The organism is Hafnia paralvei ATCC 29927 (assembly GCF_001655005.1).
Lineage (GTDB): Bacteria > Pseudomonadota > Gammaproteobacteria > Enterobacterales > Enterobacteriaceae > Hafnia > Hafnia paralvei.
Genome location: NZ_LXET01000044.1, coordinates 143,768 through 167,975, shown reverse-complemented (window position 1 = coordinate 167,975; position 24,208 = coordinate 143,768). Strand labels below are relative to the sequence as shown.

Below are 24,208 nucleotides of genomic sequence, written 5' to 3'. Positions count from 1 at the left end.
ATAGTAGCTGTTGGGTGAATTTTGCTGTGATGATAAATGCGTTATTGAGGATGAATAGGTCAGTATTGATGAAGATAGGTTGTGAAGAACCCCTGCACCTCATCTTGTGCAGGGGAACAGAAGGGAGCGTGTTACTTATCCCAGTAACGACGCTTAGCGGCTTGTAACTTTTGATAAGCCTGCAAGAGCGCCTGATGCGCAGGCAGCGCTTTCAAGTCATCATCTACGGCCGGTAGGCCATAGAAACGCTCTTCGCCTGCGATAACCGCAGAGGCGGCTTCTAATGTCTCTGAGCCATACATGCGGCTGAATGCCTGATAGTACTGTGCGGGATCTCGTTCCTCTTCCATGCTCAGTAGCAGCAAGGTTTGCAGGCAACGATAGAAGTTAGCGCGTTCAGGACTGAATACCGAGGCGTTGAAATCTTGGGTCCACTCGGTCCATATCAGCGCTTGCTCCAGATCTCCACCGGCCAGAGCCAGCATGGCTTTCAGTTCGCCAACGCGCAGGGTATACCAGCCATTGTCTTTGCCCGTCGCAATGCCGAGTAGTTCACGCACGCGGGTAAAGTCGTCTAATCCTTCATCATCAAGCTGCTCGATGATTTGCAGATACTCTTCTTTACTTAGATTTGACGCTGGCAGCTGTAGTAGCTGTGTGCGCAGATGGGCGCCCATGCTGTTATTCGCTAACAGGAGATCTTCAGCAGGATAAATGTCAGACATGCCCGGCACGATGATGCGACAAGCATAAACGTCGAGGTGCTCGTAGTCGGCGATATAAACTTCTTTATCTTCCTGTTCGAAGATGTTCATCAGAGTGCTGAATTCTTCTTCCGTCGTGCCTTTAAACGACCAGTCGGCAAACTCATAGTCAGCGTCCTGCTTGAACATATCCCAAGAGATCAAACCGCTTGAATCAATGAAGTGTGTTTCTAGGTTGGCGTGCTCGCCGACCTCTTCGTCATCGAAGGTAGGGGCGGTAAACACATCCAAATCTTTCAGGCTGCGACCCTGTAGTAGTTCAGTGACGGTGCGCTCTAATGCGACACCAAAGTCAGGGTGAGCGCCGAAGGAGGCGAAACAGGTACCGTTGGCAGGGTTAAACAGTACAACGCAGATCACCGGATATTTACCGCCCAGTGAGGCATCGTAGGAGAGGATTGGGAAGCCTTCCTGTTCCAGTTTAGCGATGGCTTCGACCACTTCAGGATAACGATTTAGAACCTCTGCCGGAATTTCAGGCAGGCTAATAGATTCGGCGATGATACGATTTTTGACGTAGCGCTCGAAAACTTCCGACAGGCCTTGAACACGTGCTTCATTGCGCGTGTTACCCGCAGACATCCCATTAGAAACGTATAAATTGCCAATAATATTCATTGGGATGTAGACGGTTTGCTGATCGGACTGACGCGTGAATGGCAGCGCACAGATACCGCGATCGACATTGCCGGATTGTAGATCAATGAGATCTTGCGACCCTACGTCTCCTTCCGGATTATAAAATGCATGCAGGCGTTCATCCAGAATGCCCTCTGGCAGACTGTCATCGGCTGGGATAGGGAACCATTTTTCATTCGGGTAATGAACGAAGTCGCCTTCGGCAATTTCGCGTCCAAGGTAGAAATCGGCGAAGAAATAGTTGGTCGACAAGCGCTCAAAGTATTCCCCTAACGCAGAGGCCAGAGCTGCTTTTTTGCTGGCGCCTTTACCGTTGGTAAAGCAAAGCGGGCAATCACGATCGCGGATGTGAACAGACCAAACATGGGGGACAGGGTTCAGCCAAGAGGCTTCTTCAATATTGAACCCGAGATCGGTCAATTGCTGTTGGAAGCGTGCGATAGAGTCTTCCAACGCGGCATCTTTGCCGGGAATATAGGTCTGTGTCATTTGAGTCACTTGGTTAGCTGCAAAAAACGGCATGATACGTTTTTTTAGCCTATTCCTCCATGAATTCCATAACCATAAGTAATGTCACATTTTTTTTATGGATATAGAAGATAATTCATGCAGTTATCTAAGAGGAGAAATCGAATGAAGTTGGTCAAAGTAAGCTTGCTAGCGCTGTTGGTTTCAGGGTTTAGTGGCGCAGCTTTTGCGTTGCCAAATGTCACTATTTTGGCAACCGGCGGAACCATCGCAGGCGGCGGTGATTCGGCAACAAAATCAAATTATACAGCCGGTAAAGTAGGTGTGGAATCCTTAGTCGATGCCGTGCCACAGCTTAAAGATATCGCGAATATCAAAGGTGAGCAGGTGGTGAGCATCGGTTCGCAGGATATGAATGACGATGTTTGGCTAAAACTGGCGAAGAAAATTAACGCGGATTGCAACAAAACCGATGGTTTCGTGATTACGCACGGCACCGATACCATGGAAGAAACCGCCTATTTCCTCGATTTAACCGTCAAATGTGATAAGCCTGTGGTAATGGTGGGGGCGATGCGTCCATCAACGGCCATGAGCGCGGACGGCCCATTCAACCTGTACAATGCGGTTGTCACTGCTGCCGATCCTGCCTCGGCTAAACGTGGCGTATTGGTTGCGATGAACGACACCGTGTTGGATGGCCGTGATGTGACCAAAACCAACACGACGGGTGTACAAACCTTCCAAGCCGTTAACTATGGCCCATTGGGCTATATTCATAATGGCAAAGTCGATTATCAGAGAGCGCCTGAGCGTAAGCACACGACACAAACGCCATTTGATGTCAGCAAACTCACTTCGTTGCCAAAAGTGGGCATCGTTTACAACTATGCCAATGCTTCAGATTTACCTGCGAAAGCGCTACTTGAAGCAGGGTATCAGGGGATCGTCAGTGCCGGTGTAGGTAACGGGAACCTGTACAAGTCTATTTTTGACACCTTGGCGACAGCGGCACACAACGGTGTGGCTGTGGTGCGTTCATCGCGAGTGCCTTCCGGCTCAACCACCGAAGATGCTGAAGTCGATGATGTGAAATATGGCTTTGTTGCCTCTGGAACGTTAAATCCACAAAAAGCACGTGTGCTGCTGCAGTTAGCTTTAACGCAAACTAAAGATCCTAAGCAGATCCAGCAGATGTTTAATCAGTACTAATTCCTATTAAATTAAAAGGGGAGTTTTAAGCTCCCCTTCGTTCTTTTGCCGACTAAGCTGTATTCATACCTCAGGCAAATGGACATCCTTCCCGATGCAATCCTTTGATTTAAAACGTATGGCTTTTGACAAAGCGCCCCCCGACTTCCTTGCAGAAGTGGCGGTGCGATGCTTGTTCACTTTCTTGCTTGTATTTTTATTTCTGAAAATGACTGGGCGGCGTGGCGTTCGGCAGATGTCTCTGTTCGAAGTGATCGTTATTTTAACCCTTGGGTCTGCTGCGGGTGACGTGGCTTTTTATGACGATGTGCCCATGCTGCCGGTATTGACCGTTTTCATCTGTATTATGCTGCTCTATCGCTTATCCACACTGTTGATGTCTAAAAGTGAGAAGATCCAGACATGGATGGAGGGGAAGCCCTTGGTGATTATCAGCGACGGTACGCTGGTTTGGGATACGATCAAACGCGAAAATATCACACATGACGAATTTTTTATGGAGCTCAGGCTAGAAGGTGTTGAGCACTTAGGACAGGTTCGGTTAGCGATACTGGAAGTGAATGGGGCTATTAGCGTCTATTTCTTTGACGAAGAATCGGTGCGCTATGGTCTCCCCGTGTTGCCAAACACCTGTATTACCAAACTCAATAAAATTTGTGAGCCGGGCAAGTACGCCTGTAGCGAGTGCAGCTTGATTGAGCATCAGATGGAAATCAGCCAGCCAACATGTTCTCGTTGTGGAAATCACTCGTGGGTTAAGGCCTACAATAACAGGCGTGTTAACTAAAAAAAGAGTTAAAAAAGTATAAAAATTGTGGGTTACCTCGTTGATGCAGAACTTTATTTCTCAATATTCCTGCATGGTCTGGTGATACTTTGTTGGTCTGATTGGGGACAGCTATCGATAACCATTGCAGGCAAGACTGCTGAATGATAAAACCGAAGAATAAAGTAAATTGGTTGTGAATAAATTACCTATCAATTTCTGCAAATTAACCTCGGCAGAGCGCCAGTGGCCTAGTGTCGTTGCCTGTATGAGCAGAGTTTGAGTGAACAAGAAACATTGTCTAATAAACATAGCGAAGAGCGGTGAGGGGAAATGACACAGGTGTACAATTTTAGTGCTGGCCCAGCAATGTTGCCAGTAGAGGTATTGCGTCGTGCAGAACAAGAGCTGTGTAACTGGAATGGCTTAGGCACTTCGGTCATGGAAATCAGTCACCGCGGAAAAGAGTTTATGCAGGTCGCCGCACAAGCCGAGCAGGATTTACGCTCCTTGATGAACGTACCTGATAACTACAAGGTTTTGTTCTGTCACGGTGGCGCGCGCGCGCAGTTCGCGGCGGTTCCTCTAAACCTGTTGGGTGATAAAACCGCTGCTGATTATATGGATGGTGGCTATTGGGCACACAGCGCCGTAAAAGAAGCGCAAAAATATTGTACGCCGCATGTGTTTGATATCACGACCACCGACGCTCAAGGCCTACAGGCAATCAAACCGATGCGTGAGTGGGTTTTGCAAGATGACTCCGCCTACGTCCATTACTGCCCGAATGAAACCATCGATGGGATTGCCATTGATGAAGAGCCGGACTTTGGCGACAAAATCGTCGTTGCCGATCTCTCATCGACGATTCTTTCTCGCCCAATCGACGTTAGCCGCTATGGTGTGATCTACGCTGGCGCACAGAAAAACATCGGCCCTGCGGGGATCACGGTGGTGATTGTGCGTGAGGACCTACTCGGCAAAGCGCGTAAAGAACTGCCTTCTATCCTCGATTACACCGTTTTAGCTGAAAACGACTCTATGTTTAACACGCCTCCTACTTTTGCATGGTATCTCTCAGGCATGGTATTTAAGTGGCTGAAAGAGCAGGGCGGGCTAGTTGAAATGGAAAAACGCAATAAAGCGAAAGCTGACCTTTTATACAGCGCTATCGACCGCAGCGACTTTTATCGCAACGGCGTGGCGCCTCAGAACCGTTCACGCATGAATGTGCCGTTCCAGATGGCCAATCCCGCCTTGGACCCTGTGTTCCTACAAGAAGCGAAAGCAATTGGCCTTCAGGCATTGAAAGGCCATCGCGTGGCGGGGGGGATGCGAGCATCTATTTATAATGCAATGTCCATTGAAGGCGTTAAGGCATTAACCGATTTCATGGCTGATTTTGAACGCCGTCATGGTTAATTTGCGCTAAATTGATTGCAAACCCCGGCGAGCCGGGGTTTTTTATTACTGTTCAAGAAAGATGACAGCTGTCACGAAAAACGGTACAACGGTGTAATGATTTATTTGCAGCGATGGGACTTGCTGCATTAACTGAATATTTGGAGTGATTTTTATGCTGGATTCCCTGACGTTACAACCTATTGAACACTTTTCTGGTGAGATAAATTTACCCGGTTCTAAGAGCGTTTCGAACCGAGCTCTGCTGTTGGCTGCGTTGGCAAGTGGAACGACTTGTTTACATAATTTGTTGGATAGCGATGATGTGCGTCATATGTTGACCGCACTCAAACAGCTGGGAATTCATTTCCAACTGTCAGACAACCATACTCGCTGTGAAATCACAGGAAACGGCGGTGTTTTACAGGCTAAGAGTCCACTAGAGCTATTTTTAGGTAACGCAGGAACGGCGATGCGCCCGCTGGCTGCGGCGCTATGCCTCGGTGAGAGCGACATTATTCTCACCGGCGAGCCAAGAATGAAAGAGCGCCCGATTGGGCATTTAGTGGATGCATTACGCCAAGGTGGGGCGCAGATCGATTATCTCGAGCAGGAAAACTATCCCCCGCTGCGTTTGCGCGGTGGCTATATCGGCGGCGATATTGAGGTGGACGGTTCTGTTTCCAGCCAGTTTTTGACCGCGTTGCTGATGATGGCTCCCCTCGCGCAGCACGATACCGTCATCTCAATTAAAGGCGACCTTGTTTCTAAGCCTTATATCGATATTACATTGGCGTTGATGCATACCTTTGGCGTTAACGTTGAAAACGAAAATTATCAGACATTCCGCATTGCCGGCGGGCAGGGATATGTTTCTCCAGGGGATTATCTGGTTGAGGGGGATGCATCGTCTGCGTCTTATTTCCTTGCCGCCGCCGCAATTAAAGGTGGCACAGTTCGCGTGACGGGCATTGGTAAAAACAGCGTGCAGGGTGATATCCGCTTTGCTGACGTGCTAGAAAAAATGGGTGCGAAAATAACGTGGGGTGATGATTTTATAGAGTGTACCCGCGGTGAGCTGCACGGTATTGATATGGATATGAACCATATTCCTGATGCGGCAATGACGATCGCGACAACGGCGCTCTTTGCCGACGCGCCAACCACTATCCGCAACATCTATAACTGGCGCGTTAAGGAAACCGATCGCTTGTCAGCCATGGCGACCGAACTACGCAAAGTGGGCGCTGAGGTGGAAGAGGGGGAAGATTACATTCGTGTGGTTCCGCCTGTGCATTTAAAGGTGGCGGAAATTGGTACCTATAACGATCACCGTATGGCGATGTGCTTTTCTCTGATTGCGCTGTCGAATACGCCCGTAACAATTTTAGATCCTAAGTGCACGGCGAAAACTTTTCCTGATTATTTCCAGCAGTTTGAACGCTTAAGTCATTAGTACTAATCCGAAAATAAGGCCTGCGTTATGCGGGCCTCTTCCATTTTGCATCAGCGCTAAATCAGTCCATTGTGTGCACGCAACCGATTAGCCGGAATGAATTGCGCCCCACCTCGCGGCTTTCGCCTAAACTATTCAGATCTATCTATGTCTATGACTGGGAGTTTTTCCAGCAACCAGCACTGCTTGGGGTAACAGTAAAGCGCTGATAAGCGTATAATGCGCGCCGTTCGATGTGAGCGTGTTCCGCTATGGTCAATTCAATCATTTAATGTCGACCTGATGGCAGTCGAGTCATAGCAGAACATACCCAAGTCTTCATAGATCATGTCTACGTGGACAGATGTTTCCCCAAAAAGGAGAGAAAAATGACGGCAATAGCTCCGGTAATTACCGTTGACGGGCCGAGCGGTGCGGGTAAAGGGACTTTGTGTAAGGCGTTAGCTGAATCTTTGGGATGGTGTCTTTTAGACTCCGGCGCGATTTATCGTGTGCTTGCCCTGGCTGCGTTGCATCATCAAGTTGATATCACGTCCGAAGAGGCTTTAGTGCCCTTAGCCGCTCACCTCGACGTGCGTTTTGTGGCACAGAATGGTCAGTTGCAGGTTATTCTGGAAGGTGAGGACGTCAGTAATGAAATTCGTACTGAATCGGTAGGAAGCACGGCGTCTCAGGCTGCGGCTTTCCCTCGCGTAAGAGAAGCGTTATTGCGTCGCCAACGTGCGTTCCGTGAGTTCCCAGGGCTTATTGCGGATGGCCGCGATATGGGAACCGTAGTTTTCCCAGATGCACCCGTGAAAATTTTCCTTGATGCCAGCTCTGAAGAACGTGCTCGCCGCCGCATGCTTCAGTTGCAGGAGAAGGGGTTTAGTGTTAACTTTGACCGCCTTTTGGACGAGATAAAAGAACGCGACTATCGCGATCGTAATCGTGCCGTGGCTCCGCTTGTTCCTGCGCAGGATGCGCTGATGCTGGATTCAACCCAGATGTCTATTGAGCAAGTGATTGAAAAAGCGTTGGCTTATGCCAAGCAGACATTACATCTTCCTGCTGAGTAAAGTGGGAAGTCGAGCTTACCGATAAGGATAAGCCGATAGCCATAATGTTAAACTACATTATGGCTATTGTTGTTATTGATAAATTTGTTCAGCTAATATTGCTGAACGATGTATAATATTACCCTCCCTGCCGCTATGGATTGTCGCGGGGCATGTTAAACAACCCCATCTAGCAGGATGCCTGATGGACGTTAAAATAAAGAATCCTGAAGATTATCAATATGACTGAATCTTTTGCTCAACTCTTTGAAGAATCCTTAAAAACAATCGAAACCCGCCCGGGTTCCATCGTTCGTGGCGTTGTTGTTGCTATCGACAAAGATATCGTACTGGTTGACGCTGGTCTGAAATCTGAGTCTGCAATCCCAGCAGAACAGTTCAAAAACGCACAGGGCGAACTGGAAATTCAGGTAGGCGACGAAGTTGATGTTGCTCTGGATGCAGTTGAAGACGGCTTCGGTGAAACTCAGCTGTCCCGTGAGAAAGCTAAGCGTCATGAAGCTTGGATCACGTTGGAAAAAGCTTACGAAGAAGCTGCAACTGTTACCGGTGTTATCAACGGTAAAGTTAAGGGTGGCTTCACTGTAGAGCTGAACGGTATCCGTGCATTCCTGCCAGGTTCTCTGGTAGACGTTCGTCCGGTACGTGACACTCTGCACCTCGAAGGCAAAGAGCTTGAGTTTAAAGTCATTAAGCTGGACCAGAAACGCAACAACGTTGTTGTTTCTCGTCGTGCCGTTATCGAATCTGAGAACAGCGCAGAACGCGATCAGCTGCTGGAAAACCTGCAAGAAGGTATGGAAGTTAAGGGTATCGTTAAGAACCTGACTGACTACGGCGCATTCGTTGATCTGGGCGGTGTTGACGGCCTGCTGCACATCACTGATATGGCTTGGAAACGCGTTAAGCACCCAAGCGAGATCGTGAATGTTGGCGACGAAATCACTGTTAAAGTGCTGAAGTTCGACCGCGAACGTACTCGTGTATCTCTGGGCCTGAAACAGCTGGGCGAAGATCCATGGGTTGCTATCGCTAAGCGTTATCCAGAAGGTACCAAACTGACTGGTCGCGTGACTAACCTGACTGATTACGGCTGCTTCGTAGAAATCGAAGAAGGCGTTGAAGGTCTGGTTCACGTTTCCGAAATGGATTGGACCAACAAAAACATCCACCCATCCAAAGTTGTTAACGTTGGTGATGTTGTGGAAGTTATGGTTCTGGATATCGACGAAGAACGTCGTCGTATCTCCCTGGGTCTGAAGCAGTGCAAATCTAACCCATGGCAGCTGTTTGCAGAAACCCACAACAAGGGCGACCGCGTTGAAGGTAAAATCAAGTCAATCACTGACTTCGGTATCTTCATCGGCCTGGACGGTGGCATCGATGGCCTGGTTCACCTGTCTGACATCTCCTGGAACGTTGCAGGCGAAGAAGCAGTTCGTGAATACAAGAAAGGCGACGAAATCGCAGCAGTTGTTCTGCAGGTTGATGCAGAGCGCGAGCGTATCTCCCTTGGTGTTAAACAACTGGCAGAAGATCCATTCAACAACTACATCTCTATGAATAAGAAAGGTGTAATTGTTACTGGTAAAGTCACTGCAGTTGACGCTAAAGGTGCTACAGTTGAATTAGCTGATGGCGTAGAAGGCTATCTGCGTGCTTCTGAAGCTTCCCGTGACCGCGTTGAAGATGCCACTCTGGTTCTGAACGTAGGCGACGAAGTTGAAGCTAAATTCACTGGCGTAGACCGCAAGAATCGCGTTGTAAGCCTGTCTGTTCGTGCTAAAGACGAAGCTGATGAGAAAGATGCAATCGCAACTGTTAACAGCAACAAACAGGAAGATGCACCAAACTTCTCTAACGCTATGGCTGAAGCATTCAAAGCGGCTAAAGGCGAATAATGATGAGGGCGGTTTCGGCCGCCCTGTAACGGTAGTTAAGCTGCAAAGTGCGTTCCCCAATGAGGGGAAATAGCTTGGAGGAAATATGACCAAGTCCGAACTTATTGAAAGACTTGCTAGCCAGCAACCACATCTGCCTGCGAAGGCCGTTGAGGATGCAGTGAAAGAAATGCTTGAGCATATGGCAACAACGCTTGCTGACGGTGAACGCATTGAGATCCGTGGATTCGGCAGTTTTTCACTTCACTACCGTGCGCCCCGCGTCGGTCGTAATCCTAAAACGGGAGATAAAGTGGAACTGGAAGGTAAATACGTTCCCCACTTTAAACCTGGTAAAGAACTACGTGACCGGGCGAACATCTACGCTTAAGCAGTTTGCTTAAAGTCTAAAACGGCACCTTCGGGTGCCGTTTTCATGTCTAAAGTTACCTCTCAATATTCCCCTTCGTGATGCGCTTTTTGGCATTCTTTTGCGAAGCGTTTCGCAATAAAAAGCCGATATCATCTGTGTTGCTACCGTTCTTTGCAGCCACTTTCGCATCGATTAGCGTAGCCCATTTCGCTTTTGTTTGATTGAGGCAAGATGCCTATTAGATAGCGCGGTGAAGGAACACAGATGCGAATTACTCTTGATGAAAGCCTTCAGTACATCGCTTTTGGCTGCGTGTCCTTGATGTTTCTTCCCTCGATACCCGCATTGCCCTTGGTCTATGGCTTGTTACCCGTGGCAGTGATTATTGTATTTCATCACTCGGCTATGGTGTTTAAGGCAGCACTTATCACGCTAGGCGTGGTTTGGGGCATTAGCTGCGCACAACGTGTATTGGAGCCTCTGCAATATCCAATCAACCACGCTGCAAATTATACAGGGGAAGTCATTAGCGTAGCCTTAGATAGCGTATCGCTGCAGGAGAAGGTGGTGTTTCGTGTCGCCGCGATAAATGGCACATCTGTAAGACATAGATTTGATACCACGCTGTTTTGGGACTCTGTGCATAATCCTTTTTGCTCAGGCCAACGTTGGTCGTTGGTCGCCAATTTGCGACCTGTACATGGTCGGCTGAATCAAGGTGGCTACGATGCCCAGCGAAATTCAGTGAGCCATCATATTGTGTTGCAGGGCGCGCCAACGGCTTATGAGAAGCTATCGCACGAATGCAGTTGGCGGCAAAAGATGATAAGCCAAACGCTTTCAGTTGTGCCTGATACACCCTCGAAGTCAATTATCATTGCTCTAGCTTTTGGTGAACGGGCGTTGCTTACAGATAGTCAGAATTCGCTTTTTCGCATGAGCGGCTTGTCTCATTTGTTGGCTATCTCTGGATTACATATTGCTTTGGCAGCGATGCTGGGATGGTACGGGGCTCGCACTCTGCAATGGTGTTTCCCGCTACGCTGGATCCATCCCTATTTTCCGTTGTTTATGATGGTTAGTGTGGGGTGGGTCTATGTTTGGCTGGCTGGCGCTAATCCTCCGGCGGTACGAGTAGGGGGAGCAATGGTGATCATTGCGGGCTACCGTTGCTTTGGACGCTTTATATCACCAAGAAAATCCCTCTTCAGCGTGGTGTGCTTGATGGTGGTATGTGAGCCATTGCTACTCTTATCAGATAGTTTTTGGTTATCTGTGATTGCTGTGACTAGCTTATCGTTTTGGTATTGGTTTGCCCCGTTACCGGCACGTTTTACGATTGCCAAAAGGTATATTGGGCTAAGGTTGTTGCATTTGCAGTTGGGCATCGCTCTGTGTTTGATGCCTGTACAAATTTACCTATTTCACGGTGTTAGCGGTGGCGCTCTGTGGGCTAATTTTATTGCTGTACCTCTTGTTACCTATCTTGTTGTGCCGATGATATTACTAGGGCTTGCCACGCTCTGGGGAGCCGATCCTTTCGATGCTTGGCATGTGGCCGATTTTTTGCTTGATAGAATGCAGTGGGTGCTTGCCCATCTACCGACATTGTGGGTTGATATGAGTGAGCGCGATGTTTGGATTAGCCTGAGTGTGCTAATGCTATTTATAGCGGTGCGCTCTTTTTCTAAGCGCGGTTTACTGTTGTGGGGGCTAGTTCAGATCAGCGTGTTTCTGGCTTTTGTTAGTATGCAAAAGACGAGTGACGATGAATGGCGCGTTCATATGTTCGATGTCGGTCATGGGCTATCGATAGCGATTGAACGACAGGGAAGAGCTCTTTTATACGATACGGGAAATAAGTGGGAAGGGGGAGATGTAGCCAGCAGTGAAATTATTCCTTACCTACGCTGGCACGGGCTCGCACTGGACGGAATCATTATTAGCCACAGAGACTCTGACCATAGTGGGGGGAGGGCATCATTGCAGCAAGCGTTTCCATCCGCGTGGGTCCGTAGCCCAGATTTCAAAGATTTTGCCTGTTACATAGGTAGCCGTTGGCAATGGCAAGGTATTAATTTTACAGTCTTGTGGCCGCCCAGAGCTGTTTCAGAGCCTAAGAATAATGACTCTTGTGTTATTTTGGTTGAGAGAAGAGGACGTAAACTTTTACTGACGGGTGATATAGAAAAAGAAACAGAGGTAAAGATAGTTCAACGTTGGAGAGAACGGCTTGTCGCGGATGTTTTACAGGTTCCCCACCATGGAAGTAATACCTCTTCGAGTAGTTTGCTGCTGCGAACGATAAAGCCAGAAAATGCGTTGAGTTCATCTGCTCGCTATTCACCATGGCACTTTCCGTCACCTAAAGTTGTTGAGCGTTATAGAGGTCAACAGGTTAAATGGCATGATACCGCTCACTCTGGTGAGGTCATTATGACTGTAAAACCATCAGGGTGGCGAATAAGTGAACTAAAAACACAATTAAATCCACGTTGGTATCACGGTTGGTTTGGCGTAAGAGGACATAATGAGTAAAATGATCCGCTATTTCTTCCAAAGCTGGTTAACTAAATGCTGAATGACAAAGATCTTTCGACCTGGCAAACATTTCGTCGCTTATGGCCATCGATCTCTCCTTTCAAGGCAGGCCTAATTGTTGCGTCGATTGCTCTGGTAATTAACGCGGGTAGTGATGCCTACATGCTCTCCTTGTTAAAGCCATTATTGGATGATGGTTTTGGCAAGACAGGGACCGATATTCTGAAATGGATGCCATTCGTCGTTATTGGATTGATGATTGTCCGTGGGATTTCCAGTTTCATCTCTAGCTATTGTGTTTCTTGGGTGGCTGGCAAAGTGGTGATGAATATGCGTCGTCGCTTATTCAGCCATATGATGGGGATGCCGGTTTCATTCTTTGACCAACAGTCCACGGGTACGCTGTTATCGCGCATCACCTATGACTCAGAACAGGTGGCTTCTTCGTCTTCGGATGCTTTGATCACGGTTGTGCGTGAAGGTGCTTCCATCATCGCGCTGTTCTGCATGATGTTTTACTACAGCTGGCAGCTATCCCTTATTCTTATCGTGATTGCCCCAGTGGTTTCCATTGCCATTCGTATGGTGTCGAAGCGTTTCCGCAATATCAGTAAGAATATGCAGAACACCATGGGTACGCTGACCACCAGCGCGGAGCAGATGCTGAAAGGGCACAAAGAGGTGCTGATTTTTGGCGGACAGAAAGTCGAAAGCAAGCGCTTTGACAAAACCAGTAACTGGATGCGTCAGCAGAATATGAAGATGGTGGCTGCCTCTTCAGTATCAGATCCGGTTATCCAATTAATCGCCTCTTTTGCTTTGGCATTCGTTCTTTATGCTGCCAGTGTTCCGTCAGTGATGGAAACGCTAACCGCGGGTACTATCACGGTTGTGTTTTCCTCGATGATTGCGTTGATGCGCCCACTGAAGTCATTGACTAACGTGAATGCCAAATTCCAGCGCGGTATGGCTGCTTGTCAAACGCTGTTTGCAATTTTGGATCTTGAGCAAGAAAAAGATACCGGTAAGCTGGAAGTTGAGCGTGCGAAGGGTGACGTGGAGTTTCGTAATGTCACCTTTAGCTATAACGGTAAAGGTGCACCTGCGCTTAAGAACGTTAGCTTCAAAATTCCTGCTAACAAAACCGTCGCTTTAGTTGGGCGCTCGGGGTCGGGTAAATCAACCATTGCAAACTTGCTGACGCGCTTTTATGACATCCAAGAAGGTGAGATCCTGCTGGATGGTCATGATTTGCGCGAATATACGCTGAGCTCTTTGCGTAATCAGGTTGGTTTGGTTTCTCAGAATGTCCATTTATTCAACGATACGATTGCGAACAACATTGCCTACGCACGTAACGAAGTCTATAGCCGCGAGCAAATCGAAGAAGCCGCGCGCATGGCATATGCGATGGACTTTATTGAGAAAATGGAAAATGGCTTGGATACCGTCATTGGTGAAAACGGTGTTCTGCTGTCTGGGGGGCAACGTCAACGTATCGCTATTGCTCGTGCGCTATTGCGTGACAGCCCTGTGTTGATCCTTGATGAAGCGACCTCAGCATTGGATACGGAATCCGAACGCGCAATTCAGTCTGCGTTAGATGAGCTGCAGAAGAACCGTACTTCACTGGTGATTGCTCACCGTCTTTCTACTATTGAGAAAGCTGATGAGATTATCGTGGTGGAAGACGGCTATATCGCTGAACGCGGTGACCATGCAACGCTGCTGGCGAAGAACGGTGCTTATGCACAGCTGCACAGGTTACAGTTCGGGCAATGATTGAGCGTATCTGGTCTGGGCAATCGCCTTTATACCTGCTTCTGCTACCGCTCTCCTGGCTCTATGGCTTGGTGAGCGGTATTCGTCAGTTATGTTATCGAGCTGGTTGGTTAAAACGTTGGAAAGCACCGTGTCCTGTGGTGGTGGTGGGAAACCTCACCGCGGGGGGAAATGGTAAAACGCCCGTTGTGATCTGGCTGGTTGAGCAATTACAGGCGAAGGGGCTGCGTGTTGGTGTGGTATCACGTGGCTATGGTGGTCGTTCAGAACACTATCCTCTTTTATTGGATAAAGAGACGTCAACGGCTCAGGCGGGAGATGAACCCGTTCTTATCTATCAACGCACAGGCGCAACGGTAGCCGTTGCACCGAAGCGTAGCGACGCCGTAAAAGCGATTCTTGAACATGCCGCAATAGATGTGATCATTACTGATGATGGCCTACAACATTATGCTTTGGCACGAGACATTGAGCTTGTCGTGGTTGATGGTGTGCGTCGTTTTGGTAACGGCTGGTGGTTGCCTGCAGGACCAATGCGCGAAAGAGCAGGGCGTTTACGTTCCGTCGACGCGGTTATTACCAATGGTGGTCAAGCTGCTGCGGGTGAAATTCCGATGAAGCTTGCTGGTAGCACACTGGTGAATATTCAGACCGGCGATCGCTGTGCCGCTGACTCACTGATGCCCGCAGTAGCAATGGCTGGTATTGGTCATCCTCCCCGTTTTTTTGCTACGTTAAACCAGTTGGGAACAACGGTAACCAACTGCGTTGCTTTCGCCGATCATCAGGAATATGACGCAGCCGCTTTAAATGCGCTAACGCCAGAAAGTCAGCCACTCATCATGACTGAAAAAGACGCGGTTAAATGCCGAAAATTCGCTCAATCCAACTGGTGGTATTTACCTGTTAGCGCTGAGATTCCTTCAGAACAGGGGAATGAATTGTTAACAAAAATTACTACGCTAGTGTTGGAAAAGCATTAGTTATCAAGCCATAAGATTTCAGTCCGCTATTTTTTATCTTTGGATGCATATAGTTTTGCGTTTAAATATTTCCGGCACGTCATTTTTTTAAAAGAAAGGCTTGCTCATTATTCGCCTTTATGAGTAAATGTCTTTGGCCTGTGATACAGACCTATTTATGCACGACATGAGATAAAGCAGTTCCTCCTTAAGACGTTATCTTCCGATTCCGCTTGTCAGACGAACCACCTTCTTAGTGCCATCCATAAGTATTGTTTCTGAGCTCGGCCCCTACGCCTTAGGGCAAATTTAATTAAGTTATAAAGGTAATACAAATGACTAAGAAGACTGGTCAAGTAAAATGGTTTAACGAAAGCAAAGGCTTCGGTTTTATCGAACAGCACGACGGTGGCAAAGATGTATTCGTACATTTCTCAGCTATCGCTAGCGAAGGTTTCAAAACTCTGGCCGAAGGCCAGCGTGTAGAATACACCATTCAGGACAGCCCGCGCGGGCCGGCTGCTGCGAATGTTGTTGCTCTGTAAGATTACAGAGAACTTGTTTTGATACTGAACTGATCGTTATCGCAGTGGGTTAGCACCAAGGGTGTTGGCAATATTCTGCGGAGTCAGTAACAAGACCAAAAAGCCCGCCATCGGCGGGCTTTTGTTTTTAATAATCCGCTCGAAGAGGTTCTTAACGATAACTTGAATATGAGCTACACATCCTAATCTGAACTAGAATTTAGAGGGATGTAAATATAAGGTAAAAAATATGACACTAAAAATGGGTCTAGTAAAATGGTACAGCCAATCTGAAGGTTTCGGCATTATCTCTCCACTTGACGGTGGTAATGATATTTATGTTAATCGTTCAGGCATTGCAAATTCACGCAAAAAACTACTGACAGAGGGTCAGCGCGTTGAATTCTCAACTTACCTAGGTAGCCGCGGTCTCACCGCAGAAGACGTCATCGCCTACTGATGACAGCGTATCAGCCAGCGTTATTCCCTACACATCTTCACGCTGGCTGAAGTGTACTTTTTTCCTCTTGTTACTACTTCAATCCCTTCGCGTATAATCATCTTTCCGGCTCTCTTGCTATGAGGTTCGTCTGGTCACGATGTCTGAATTATCTTTATCGCTAAACACACTGCGAAACTTGCATCTCTATGCTCAGGGACTCGCTGAACCATACCAACGCAAAGCTACTGCGAGTGACGTTGTCGACTGTATACGCCAAATGAGCCTGTTGCAGATTGATACGATTAACGTTGTGGCGCGGAGTCCTTATCTGGTCCTGTTTTCCCGTCTAGGCGAATACCAAAACCATTGGTTGGATGATGCACTGCGCAATGGTGAAATCTTTGAGTACTGGGCGCATGAAGCCTGTTTTATTCCTCGGGAAGACTACTCTCTCGTGCGGCCACAGATGTTGGCGCCTGATAATATGGGGTGGAAATACTCGAAAGAATGGCACGATGAACATCGGCAGGCCATTGACGCGCTTTTAGTTCATATTCGTCAATACGGGCCGGTGAAAGCGGCGGATTTTAACGTCCGTAATAAAAAGACCAGCGGATGGTGGGAGTGGAAACCAGAAAAACGCCATTTGGAGACGCTATTTTCGTGCGGTGAACTGATGGTAAAAGCACGTGAGAATTTCCATCGTATTTACGATTTAGCGGAGCGAGTCATTCCTGACTGGAATGATGAAGTACATTACATTAGCCCAGAGCTTGCACGGCAAAGAATGATCATCAACAGCGCTCGTAGTTTAGGCGTGTTTAAGGCTCAGTGGTTACCCGATTACTATCGGCTGAAAAAAATTGATATTAAAACGATGATTGCACAGATGCTGGATCGTCAGGAAATCACGCCGGTTTTGCTGGCGGGAACTCAAGAGCGCTACTACGTACACCATAGTCTCCATTCTCTATTAGAAAAAGCACGGGCAGAGGCGCTAATCGCGACTCACACCACCTTACTTTCTCCTTTTGATCCTGTGGTTTGGGACCGCCGCCGAGCGCTTGAGCTGTTTAATTTTGACTATCGCCTCGAATGTTATACGCCAGAAGCTAAAAGAAACTTTGGTTATTTCTCCCTACCGATATTACAGCAGGGGGCTTTGGTGGGACGAGTCGATGCTAAAGTGCATCGCAAAGAGAATGTATTAGAGCTCAAGTCCTGCTATCAAGAAACTGACGTAAAATTTAGTGATAAGAAGCTGAATGAACTAAAGAAATCAATCAGCCGATTTGCGGCATGGCAACAGGCTACGCAGGTTGTTGTCCGGAATCAGCCAGAGAGCTGGCGTCATTATTGGGGAGAAGGATGGCGATTAGACATCGTTGAAGGTGAAAATGGATAGGGTGCAAAAAGGGCAATGACTCAGTCATTGCCCTTTAGCCAATCAGTTACTGTAATTGGCGAACATCGCGATGATTTTATTCAGCAGTTTCATATGTGTCTTACTTTCTAATTTTGCAGGATTGTGTGATGTTGGTCACATTTACTAATTTACTCCTCTGTAAATTCAACTGCAACATGTTTTATGAATGGGTTTTTAATGTTAACGAAAAGAAAAATCGGCGCGAGGCCGATTTTTATTGGGTGAGCAAAGCGGGTGACTTACTCTTTCAGTGCAGCATGAATCGACTGGATGATAGGCTGGTAGCCGGTGCAGCGGCAGATATTCCCCTCTAGCGCATCCAGCAGTTGTTCGTCACTAGGTTTAGGATGTTTGGCCAGAAGTGCCGAAGTGCTCATTAAAACACCGGGCGTACAAAAACCACATTGCACACCACCATGTTCAACAAAGGCATTTTGCAGTTTTTTTGCCATTGGATCGTTGCTGAGCCCTTCCAACGTGGTAATTTCAGCGCCATCGCACTGTTCAGCTAAGACGAGGCAAGAACAAACGGCGTTACCATCCATAATGACGGTGCATGCTCCGCACTCACCGACGGCACAACCTTCTTTCGTTGCTGTGAGATTTAATTTATCTCGCACAAAATCTAACAGACGCATTTGTCCGTTGACCTGAGCATCAATCAGTTTGCCATTGACCTTTACTTTAATCTTGCTCATCACATACTCCTAAGCTTGCTCTGATTGATATAGCGATGTTTGCGCTTCCATCATCATGTCGCGGAACATACTAATAAATACTGGCTGTTTATAGGCGGCAGACCAGCGTTTGCCGATGGCTGCATAGATCAGTTTTTCTAGCTGTTGGCTGGCGGCGTCGATAGTTTCCAACGTCAAATGATGACCGAGCAGGCAGCGCTCTATATCCAGTAATCGCTGTGGTTTGCTAAACAGCGCCCCGTCAACCAAACGGCAGTAGTTCAAAACGCCGGTAGAGTCGCAGGCGATTAGGCAGGTTAAGCTTTGGCGGGTAATGTTTAGCGCGTTTCGCCGTCCCAATTGGTGATAGAACGCATGTGGTATTGGTTGCGGTGGTGCAGGCAATATCACTTTGGTCATCAGCTCATCAGGTCTACGCTGAGTTTTATATCCAGCCTGAAGAAACTCACACAGAGGCATGCGACGTGTGCTGTCACGAGACTGCAATTCAATCTCCGCATCATAGATAATCGCCGGAGGCAAAGAATCACCGCAGGGAGCCGCATTAACCATGTTACCGCCGATAGTTGCTCGGTTACGGATTTGATTCGAACCTACGGTTTTACAAGCTTGCGCCAGCAGCGGGTAGCGAGTTCTAACGATTTCATGCTCAACGATGCGGTTAAACGTTGTTGCCGCCCCGATTTCTAAGCAACCGTTGTTTTCGACAATTTGCGTGAGCTCTGATAAGCGTGAAATATCAATCAGATGCATTGGCTTGGTTTGCAAGCGTCCTTGAACAATCACGTCTGTGCCGCCAGCGATAACGCTGACATCGTCCTGAGCCAGCAAGTCTAAGGCCTCGGACAATGTTTTTGGTCGAGTAACGCTGACGTCAGTTAAGCGTAGAACCTGTTTTTTGTTGCTTGTCTCAACCATGAGTTCGCTTTGTCTGGCGGGTTTTTTCAGGTTATAGCCCAATATCACCTGCTCGAGTGTCAGTGGGAGCTTGTTGAAACGTGTCTGTAAGGCGAAACTCAGAGCGTTATTGATGGCTGCAGCAGCCAGCTCTGTTGCTGGCTCTCCGATACCTTTGGCCCCTAGAGGCCCAGCCTGATCGGGATTCTCGACGCCGATAATAGTGATTTCAGGGATATCTTTGATGGTGGGGAGGAGATAAGTATCGAAGTTTTCGGATTTTACCTGCCCATTCTCAATGTTGAAATCTTCCAGCAGCGCATAGCCAAAGCCTTGCGCAATGCCACCGCTCACCTGCCCATTAAAGCCCACGGGGTTGATGACATGCCCGACATCATGGGCGGCGGTAACATGGAGTAAATCGGTTTTACCCGTACTCACATTGACGCGAGTTTCTGCAATCTGACAGCCATAAACCCAGGTGAAATAGGGGCTACCGGTGCCTTTTTCTTCATCCCAATGAATCGGTGGTGGAACAAACCAGCCATATTCTGTCAGGCTGACGCTGGCCCATTTAGTTTTGTTTACCGCGGTTTTGAAATCAATAGACTGTGACGGGTCGTGTTTATTGATAATCAAACCGTCTTGCCAAAGAGTATCCGCTAACTCCCGAGTGCCGATCAGTTCACCGACCACGCCGAGAATGCGTTGTTTGATTTTCATGGCGGCATCAAGAATTGCGCCACCGCCGACTAACGTGCCGCGTGTCGCCGCCGTTGAACCACCATCGCCGATAACCGACGTAGGAGGCTCGCTGAACATAATTTCTGCCAGCGGTACGCCAAAAGCTTCGGCAGCGATTAACGACATGGTGGTTTGCAGCCCTTGGCCATTTTCAGAAACCGAGGTCGCTATATTGATACTACCGTCTTCGTTGACTTGAACCAGCGCAGTGGACGTATCCACACCTTCGGCACCGATGGAACAGCCACGGTAGCTGAGGGCTAAACCAATGCCATAGCGGTATACGCCGCCTTGACGGTTTAGCTCGGCGTAATGTTGACGTTTGTTGTTGAAATCTGCGGCTTCGACGGCGCGATTTAAAACCTCTTGAGCAGAAACAGTATGCTTATCAAAAATTTGTCCAGTGACTGAAGCATCTCCCTGCTGCAGCGCATTAATCTGGCGAATTTCGACTGGTGATATTTGCAGATGCTCGGCGATTTCATCCATCAAGGATTCATTGGCGTACACCACCTGAGGGGAACCGAAACCTCTCATTGCGGAGGTATAACTGTTATTGGTGTAGACGCCGGTGACGTCAATTCGAACGTTAGGAATTCGATAAGGGCCCGCGGCTTGAACCGAGCTGCGCCATGTCACGAAGGGCGTTGAGGCTGCATAGCCGCCGCTGTCGGCCAAAATATCAATCTTCATCGCCTGTATTTGGCCATGGTTATCAACACCAACCTTGTATTTCATCTTATACGGATGGCGCTTGCAGCTTTCTAGAATGGAATGCTCACGGGTATAACAGAATTTGACGGGTCTACCCGTTAAGGTGGTCAGCAGTGCAGATCGACAAGCAAGGTGATCGATAATGTCATCTTTGCCGCCAAAAGATCCGCCCATTACAGCGCGTTTGATATTGATATGCCCCTGTGGGCAACCCATGAATTTGGCGACAAAACCACGCACGCGGTGTGGATTCTGAATTGAACCGGAGATAATTAAATGGCGTTCGGTAGGATCAAGCCAAGTCAGCACCACTTCCGGCTCAATGTAGGCATGCTCCTGAAAGCCGACTTCGTATTCACGTTCAAGAATATGTGCAGATGACGCAAAGCCCGCATCGATATCACCTTTGATGGTGTGATGATGCGCCGCAATGTTATTACCGCGTTCGGGGTGAATCAGGCGAGCATCGTCTTTGAGTGCCTGTTCTACGTCGGTAATCGGGGTGTAAGGCGTATAGCTAACTTGGATTTTGTCGGCGGCGAGGCAAGCCGCTTCGTATGTCTCTGCCGCAATAACGGCGATGACATCACCGTGAAAAACCACTTCATCTTTAACAATCGGCAGGTAGTCTTTGACGATGACGCCAACCACGGGCTCACCGGGGATATCTTGATAGGTTGCGATCTTGACGACGCCGTCAATGTTGAGGGCTTCCGTAAGATCGATGTGCTCGATTTTCCCCGCGGCGATGTCGGCGTAGCGACAAACGCCATACAGCATGCCGGGGAGCGACATATCGTTACCGTATATGGCTGTTCCTGTGACTTTAGCCAATCCATCAACGCGACGGATTGTCGTTGTGGTGCATGATGCACTCATGAATTTCTCCTTACGTAACGCTATTACGAACCTGTTCTTTAATTCAGGTCATCAGAGATAGCAGTTGTGAAAATAATGAAAAGTGGCGAGTCAGAGGGGGATTCGACGCAATTCATGTCTAATTTCTCTTGATTCAACACTTGTGCCACAACGGGATAGAAGGCTTTTGTCATCCTTAATTTGTGATGTTTATCGCATAAATCTGGGGTGTTGGTCTGATGCTGGCGTATTTTTTGTACAGATACTGTTTCTGATGTGAGGAGGGCAAAAGGAGAATAGATAAAATTCTCTTCAGAATGAGAGTCTTGTTTATCGATCTGATAAGTTGTGGCGATCTTTGTCGTTATTTGCCCCTATCATCATACAAGCCGTGATAATTTTGCTGTTGCGAGTTATCCTTAGCACATGCTTTTTCGCTGAGACAAGAACCCGTTTAGGAACAATCATGGATCATCGCTTACTCGAAATTATTGCTTGCCCTGTTTGTAATGGAAAACTCTACTTTAACAAAGAAAATCAAGAGCTAGTCTGTAAAGCCGATCGTTTGGGTTACCCACTACGCGATGGTATTCCAGTGCTGCTGGAGAATGAGGCCCGCTTACTTCCTGTGGATGAGAAATAATCAGATGAGTTTTATTGCTATTATCCCTGCGCGTTATTCCTCAACGCGTTTACCTGGGAAACCTCTCGCGGATATCGGTGGAAAACCGATGGTTGTCCACGTCATGGAAAGAGCGCTGGAGTCTGGTGCTTCACGCGTGATTGTGGCAACTGACCATGTTGATGTTAAACAAGCCGTGGAAGCTGCGGGTGGTGAAGTGTGTATGACACGCGCAGACCATCATTCAGGCACCGAGCGTTTAGCCGAAGTGATCGAGAAATGTGGTTTTGCCGACGATGAGATTATCGTCAATATTCAGGGCGATGAGCCACTGATTCCACCGTCAATTATTCGTCAAGTAGCTCATAATTTGGCGGGCAGTGACGCGGGGATGGCCACATTGGCGGTGCCTATCACGACGAGTGAAGAAGCTTTTAACCCTAATGCAGTTAAAGTTGTCTGCGACAAAAATGGCTATGCGTTGTATTTCTCTCGGGCGACAATCCCTTGGGATCGCGATCGTTTTGCGGTTTCTCGCGATGAGATTGGTGATACTTTCTTGCGCCATATTGGTATCTACGCGTATCGTGCCGGTTTTATCCGCCGCTATGTAACGTGGACGCCAAGCAGCCTTGAGCAGATTGAGATGTTAGAGCAACTGAGAGTGTTGTGGTATGGCGAAAAAATCCACGTGGATGTTGCCGCGACCGCGCCAAGCCCAGGGGTGGATACCATGGAAGATTTAGAACAGGTTCGCCGTATTTTTGCAGCCAGCAAATAGGCTGATCGTTTCAGTTCTCTATATTCAAAATAAGAGCGTGCAAGAGTGCGCTCTTTTGATCTAGTCGCATACAATACCTCGATAATTCCGCCATGATGAGTGAATATATGGCGATAAAAGGTACCGTGAAATGCAGCAAAATGTGTATCACAACATGGATCATTTGAAAGCTGAACTGAGCGTCGTTTTGGGAGAGTCAATAGGCCGTTTAGAGCAAATCAGTGAACAGCCGTACGCTAGCCTTTTTACCCTTTATAATCAACAGGGCACGCCTTTACCTTTAGTCGCTAAAACCTTTTTATGTCAAGGAATTGCTCAGCAGGAGGCTTATAAGCTGTCAATGCTGGCGCGTCAGGGGGATATTCGTTTACCCACAGTTTATGGTGTATTAACCACGCACCAATTTCCTTATAAAGAAGTCCTACTGATTGAACGTCTGCGCGGCGTTTCCGTTGAAGCCCCCACTAGAACCCCACAACGATGGCAATGTCTGAAAGAACAGATTGCGGAAGGCATTCTTTCTTGGCACCGCATTGATAGCCATGGCTGTGTAGGAAATGTTGATAGCGTGCAGGAAAATACGTGGCCGCAATGGTATCAGCAGCGTTTGGAAGTGATTTGGTCAACCCTTGGTAATATGCAAACCACAGAGTTGGGTATTGAAACACGACGAATTTTATTTCGCAGCAAAGAGAAATTGCCAGAGCTGTTTGCTGGTTTTGATGATAGTTGTGTTTTGGTACATGGAAATTTAACGTTAAGAAGTATGTTAAAGGATCAGAAAAGCGATCAACTGTTGGCGATGCTTAATCCAGGAATGATGTTATGGGCACCGCGTGAATATGATCTCTTTCGTCTGAGTGAAGATGGAATGGCAACGGAGCTTCTCCATACCTATTTACAAAAAGCACCGGTGAGCGATGATTTTATGATGAGGCGGTGGCTCTATGTATTGTGGGAATCTATTGGACGTTACCTGCATACCGGCGTTGTTGAACGTCCAGTTGTCGATCGCGCTGCACAGCAACTCTTGCCTTGGCTTGGTTGATATTGACGATAATCTCTAATTGGTCGGTCGATAACCGGCAAATCGAAAGCGGTTTGCTGGTTAATTATCAATCACTATGAGAGGCGGAAATGTGATAATGATACAAACCTCTACCACTTTGATATTTCTCCCCGCACGATAAACTCTTTTTT

At 47.8% G+C, this 24,208-nt stretch carries 19 protein-coding genes; 16 read left to right on the top strand and 3 right to left on the bottom strand.

The window, feature by feature from the left end; all coding sequences use genetic code 11:
• Positions 1 to 131: 131 nt before the first annotated feature.
• Positions 132 to 1,892 carry a 30S ribosomal protein S12 methylthiotransferase accessory factor YcaO gene (ycaO, locus tag M988_RS12535; protein WP_064574547.1) on the bottom strand — a complete coding sequence of 587 codons (1,761 nt, stop codon included), beginning with the start codon at positions 1,890 to 1,892 and terminating at the stop codon, positions 132 to 134.
• Positions 1,893 to 2,036: 144 nt separating this feature from the next.
• Between ycaO and ansB the strand changes: the two genes are divergently transcribed.
• From ansB to M988_RS12470, 13 genes are all read left to right on the top strand, one after another.
• Positions 2,037 to 3,083: an L-asparaginase 2 gene (ansB, locus tag M988_RS12530; RefSeq protein ID WP_008813004.1), complete on the top strand. Its 1,047-nt coding sequence runs from the start codon at positions 2,037 to 2,039 to the stop codon at positions 3,081 to 3,083.
• A 94-nt stretch (positions 3,084 to 3,177) separates the two neighbouring features.
• Positions 3,178 to 3,870 (top strand): DUF421 domain-containing protein, encoded by a 693-nt coding sequence (locus tag M988_RS12525; RefSeq protein ID WP_064574397.1) that lies wholly within the window; start codon positions 3,178 to 3,180, stop codon positions 3,868 to 3,870.
• 312 nt (positions 3,871 to 4,182) lie between these two features.
• The gene (gene serC, locus M988_RS12520; protein ID WP_064574395.1) at positions 4,183 to 5,271 is read left to right on the top strand and encodes a 3-phosphoserine/phosphohydroxythreonine transaminase; all 1,089 of its coding nucleotides are present in this window, start codon (positions 4,183 to 4,185) and stop codon (positions 5,269 to 5,271) included.
• Positions 5,272 to 5,428: 157 nt separating this feature from the next.
• Complete coding sequence (gene aroA, locus M988_RS12515) at positions 5,429 to 6,706, top strand: 3-phosphoshikimate 1-carboxyvinyltransferase (protein WP_064574545.1); 1,278 nt, start codon at positions 5,429 to 5,431, stop codon at positions 6,704 to 6,706.
• A 368-nt stretch (positions 6,707 to 7,074) separates the two neighbouring features.
• On the top strand, positions 7,075 to 7,764 hold the full coding sequence (gene cmk, locus M988_RS12510) for a (d)CMP kinase (protein WP_008813008.1): 690 nt from the start codon (positions 7,075 to 7,077) through the stop codon (positions 7,762 to 7,764).
• 221 nt (positions 7,765 to 7,985) lie between these two features.
• Entirely contained in the window at positions 7,986 to 9,665 is a 1,680-nt protein-coding gene (gene rpsA, locus M988_RS12505; protein WP_004095747.1) for a 30S ribosomal protein S1, read from the top strand.
• Between the two features lie 85 nt (positions 9,666 to 9,750).
• The gene (gene ihfB, locus M988_RS12500) at positions 9,751 to 10,035 is read left to right on the top strand and encodes an integration host factor subunit beta (RefSeq protein WP_004095742.1); all 285 of its coding nucleotides are present in this window, start codon (positions 9,751 to 9,753) and stop codon (positions 10,033 to 10,035) included.
• 246 nt (positions 10,036 to 10,281) lie between these two features.
• Positions 10,282 to 12,555: a DNA internalization-related competence protein ComEC/Rec2 gene (locus M988_RS12495; RefSeq protein ID WP_064574391.1), complete on the top strand. Its 2,274-nt coding sequence runs from the start codon at positions 10,282 to 10,284 to the stop codon at positions 12,553 to 12,555.
• Positions 12,556 to 12,591: 36 nt separating this feature from the next.
• Positions 12,592 to 14,340 carry a lipid A ABC transporter ATP-binding protein/permease MsbA gene (gene msbA / locus M988_RS12490; RefSeq protein ID WP_004095737.1) on the top strand — a complete coding sequence of 583 codons (1,749 nt, stop codon included), beginning with the start codon at positions 12,592 to 12,594 and terminating at the stop codon, positions 14,338 to 14,340.
• Positions 14,337 to 15,323 (top strand): tetraacyldisaccharide 4'-kinase, encoded by a 987-nt coding sequence (gene lpxK, locus M988_RS12485; protein WP_064574389.1) that lies wholly within the window; start codon positions 14,337 to 14,339, stop codon positions 15,321 to 15,323. Before msbA ends, lpxK begins: the two co-directional genes overlap by 4 nt.
• 314 nt (positions 15,324 to 15,637) lie before the next feature.
• Positions 15,638 to 15,847 (top strand): transcription antiterminator/RNA stability regulator CspE, encoded by a 210-nt coding sequence (cspE, locus tag M988_RS12480; protein WP_004095733.1) that lies wholly within the window; start codon positions 15,638 to 15,640, stop codon positions 15,845 to 15,847.
• Between the two features lie 229 nt (positions 15,848 to 16,076).
• The gene (locus M988_RS12475) at positions 16,077 to 16,286 is read left to right on the top strand and encodes a cold-shock protein (RefSeq protein ID WP_004095731.1); all 210 of its coding nucleotides are present in this window, start codon (positions 16,077 to 16,079) and stop codon (positions 16,284 to 16,286) included.
• A gap of 139 nt (positions 16,287 to 16,425) precedes the next feature.
• The gene (locus M988_RS12470; RefSeq protein WP_008813011.1) at positions 16,426 to 17,673 is read left to right on the top strand and encodes a winged helix-turn-helix domain-containing protein; all 1,248 of its coding nucleotides are present in this window, start codon (positions 16,426 to 16,428) and stop codon (positions 17,671 to 17,673) included.
• Between the two features lie 260 nt (positions 17,674 to 17,933).
• Here M988_RS12470 and M988_RS12465 read toward each other — a convergent pair whose 3' ends face one another.
• Both M988_RS12465 and M988_RS12460 read right to left on the bottom strand, forming a co-directional pair.
• Entirely contained in the window at positions 17,934 to 18,392 is a 459-nt protein-coding gene (locus M988_RS12465) for a (2Fe-2S)-binding protein (RefSeq protein ID WP_064574387.1), read from the bottom strand.
• Positions 18,393 to 18,401: 9 nt separating this feature from the next.
• Positions 18,402 to 21,626: a molybdopterin cofactor-binding domain-containing protein gene (locus tag M988_RS12460; protein ID WP_064574381.1), complete on the bottom strand. Its 3,225-nt coding sequence runs from the start codon at positions 21,624 to 21,626 to the stop codon at positions 18,402 to 18,404.
• A gap of 445 nt (positions 21,627 to 22,071) precedes the next feature.
• On the opposite strand from M988_RS12460, the gene M988_RS22435 reads away from it, so the two are divergent.
• The 3 genes from M988_RS22435 to M988_RS12450 all read left to right on the top strand — a co-directional run bounded on the left by M988_RS22435 (position 22,072) and on the right by M988_RS12450 (position 24,056).
• A complete protein-coding gene (locus tag M988_RS22435) occupies positions 22,072 to 22,248 on the top strand; it encodes a Trm112 family protein (RefSeq protein WP_008813014.1) in 177 nt (58 codons plus the stop codon).
• Between the two features lie 4 nt (positions 22,249 to 22,252).
• Positions 22,253 to 23,008: a 3-deoxy-manno-octulosonate cytidylyltransferase gene (kdsB, locus tag M988_RS12455; protein ID WP_064574544.1), complete on the top strand. Its 756-nt coding sequence runs from the start codon at positions 22,253 to 22,255 to the stop codon at positions 23,006 to 23,008.
• Positions 23,009 to 23,162: 154 nt separating this feature from the next.
• The gene (locus M988_RS12450) at positions 23,163 to 24,056 is read left to right on the top strand and encodes a YcbJ family phosphotransferase (RefSeq protein WP_174705405.1); all 894 of its coding nucleotides are present in this window, start codon (positions 23,163 to 23,165) and stop codon (positions 24,054 to 24,056) included.
• The last annotated feature ends 152 nt before the right edge of the window (positions 24,057 to 24,208 follow it).

Coding starts and splice junctions, on each gene's coding strand:
- ycaO (WP_064574547.1), bottom strand. CDS start 1,892: ATGACACAGACCTATATTCCCGGCAAAGATGCCGCGTTGGAAGACTCT.
- ansB (WP_008813004.1), top strand. CDS start 2,037: ATGAAGTTGGTCAAAGTAAGCTTGCTAGCGCTGTTGGTTTCAGGGTTT.
- M988_RS12525 (WP_064574397.1), top strand. CDS start 3,178: ATGCAATCCTTTGATTTAAAACGTATGGCTTTTGACAAAGCGCCCCCC.
- serC (WP_064574395.1), top strand. CDS start 4,183: ATGACACAGGTGTACAATTTTAGTGCTGGCCCAGCAATGTTGCCAGTA.
- cmk (WP_008813008.1), top strand. CDS start 7,075: ATGACGGCAATAGCTCCGGTAATTACCGTTGACGGGCCGAGCGGTGCG.
- rpsA (WP_004095747.1), top strand. CDS start 7,986: ATGACTGAATCTTTTGCTCAACTCTTTGAAGAATCCTTAAAAACAATC.
- ihfB (WP_004095742.1), top strand. CDS start 9,751: ATGACCAAGTCCGAACTTATTGAAAGACTTGCTAGCCAGCAACCACAT.
- M988_RS12495 (WP_064574391.1), top strand. CDS start 10,282: ATGCGAATTACTCTTGATGAAAGCCTTCAGTACATCGCTTTTGGCTGC.
- msbA (WP_004095737.1), top strand. CDS start 12,592: ATGCTGAATGACAAAGATCTTTCGACCTGGCAAACATTTCGTCGCTTA.
- lpxK (WP_064574389.1), top strand. CDS start 14,337: ATGATTGAGCGTATCTGGTCTGGGCAATCGCCTTTATACCTGCTTCTG.
- cspE (WP_004095733.1), top strand. CDS start 15,638: ATGACTAAGAAGACTGGTCAAGTAAAATGGTTTAACGAAAGCAAAGGC.
- M988_RS12475 (WP_004095731.1), top strand. CDS start 16,077: ATGACACTAAAAATGGGTCTAGTAAAATGGTACAGCCAATCTGAAGGT.
- M988_RS12470 (WP_008813011.1), top strand. CDS start 16,426: ATGTCTGAATTATCTTTATCGCTAAACACACTGCGAAACTTGCATCTC.
- M988_RS12465 (WP_064574387.1), bottom strand. CDS start 18,392: ATGAGCAAGATTAAAGTAAAGGTCAATGGCAAACTGATTGATGCTCAG.
- M988_RS12460 (WP_064574381.1), bottom strand. CDS start 21,626: ATGAGTGCATCATGCACCACAACGACAATCCGTCGCGTTGATGGATTG.
- M988_RS22435 (WP_008813014.1), top strand. CDS start 22,072: ATGGATCATCGCTTACTCGAAATTATTGCTTGCCCTGTTTGTAATGGA.
- kdsB (WP_064574544.1), top strand. CDS start 22,253: ATGAGTTTTATTGCTATTATCCCTGCGCGTTATTCCTCAACGCGTTTA.
- M988_RS12450 (WP_174705405.1), top strand. CDS start 23,163: ATGGATCATTTGAAAGCTGAACTGAGCGTCGTTTTGGGAGAGTCAATA.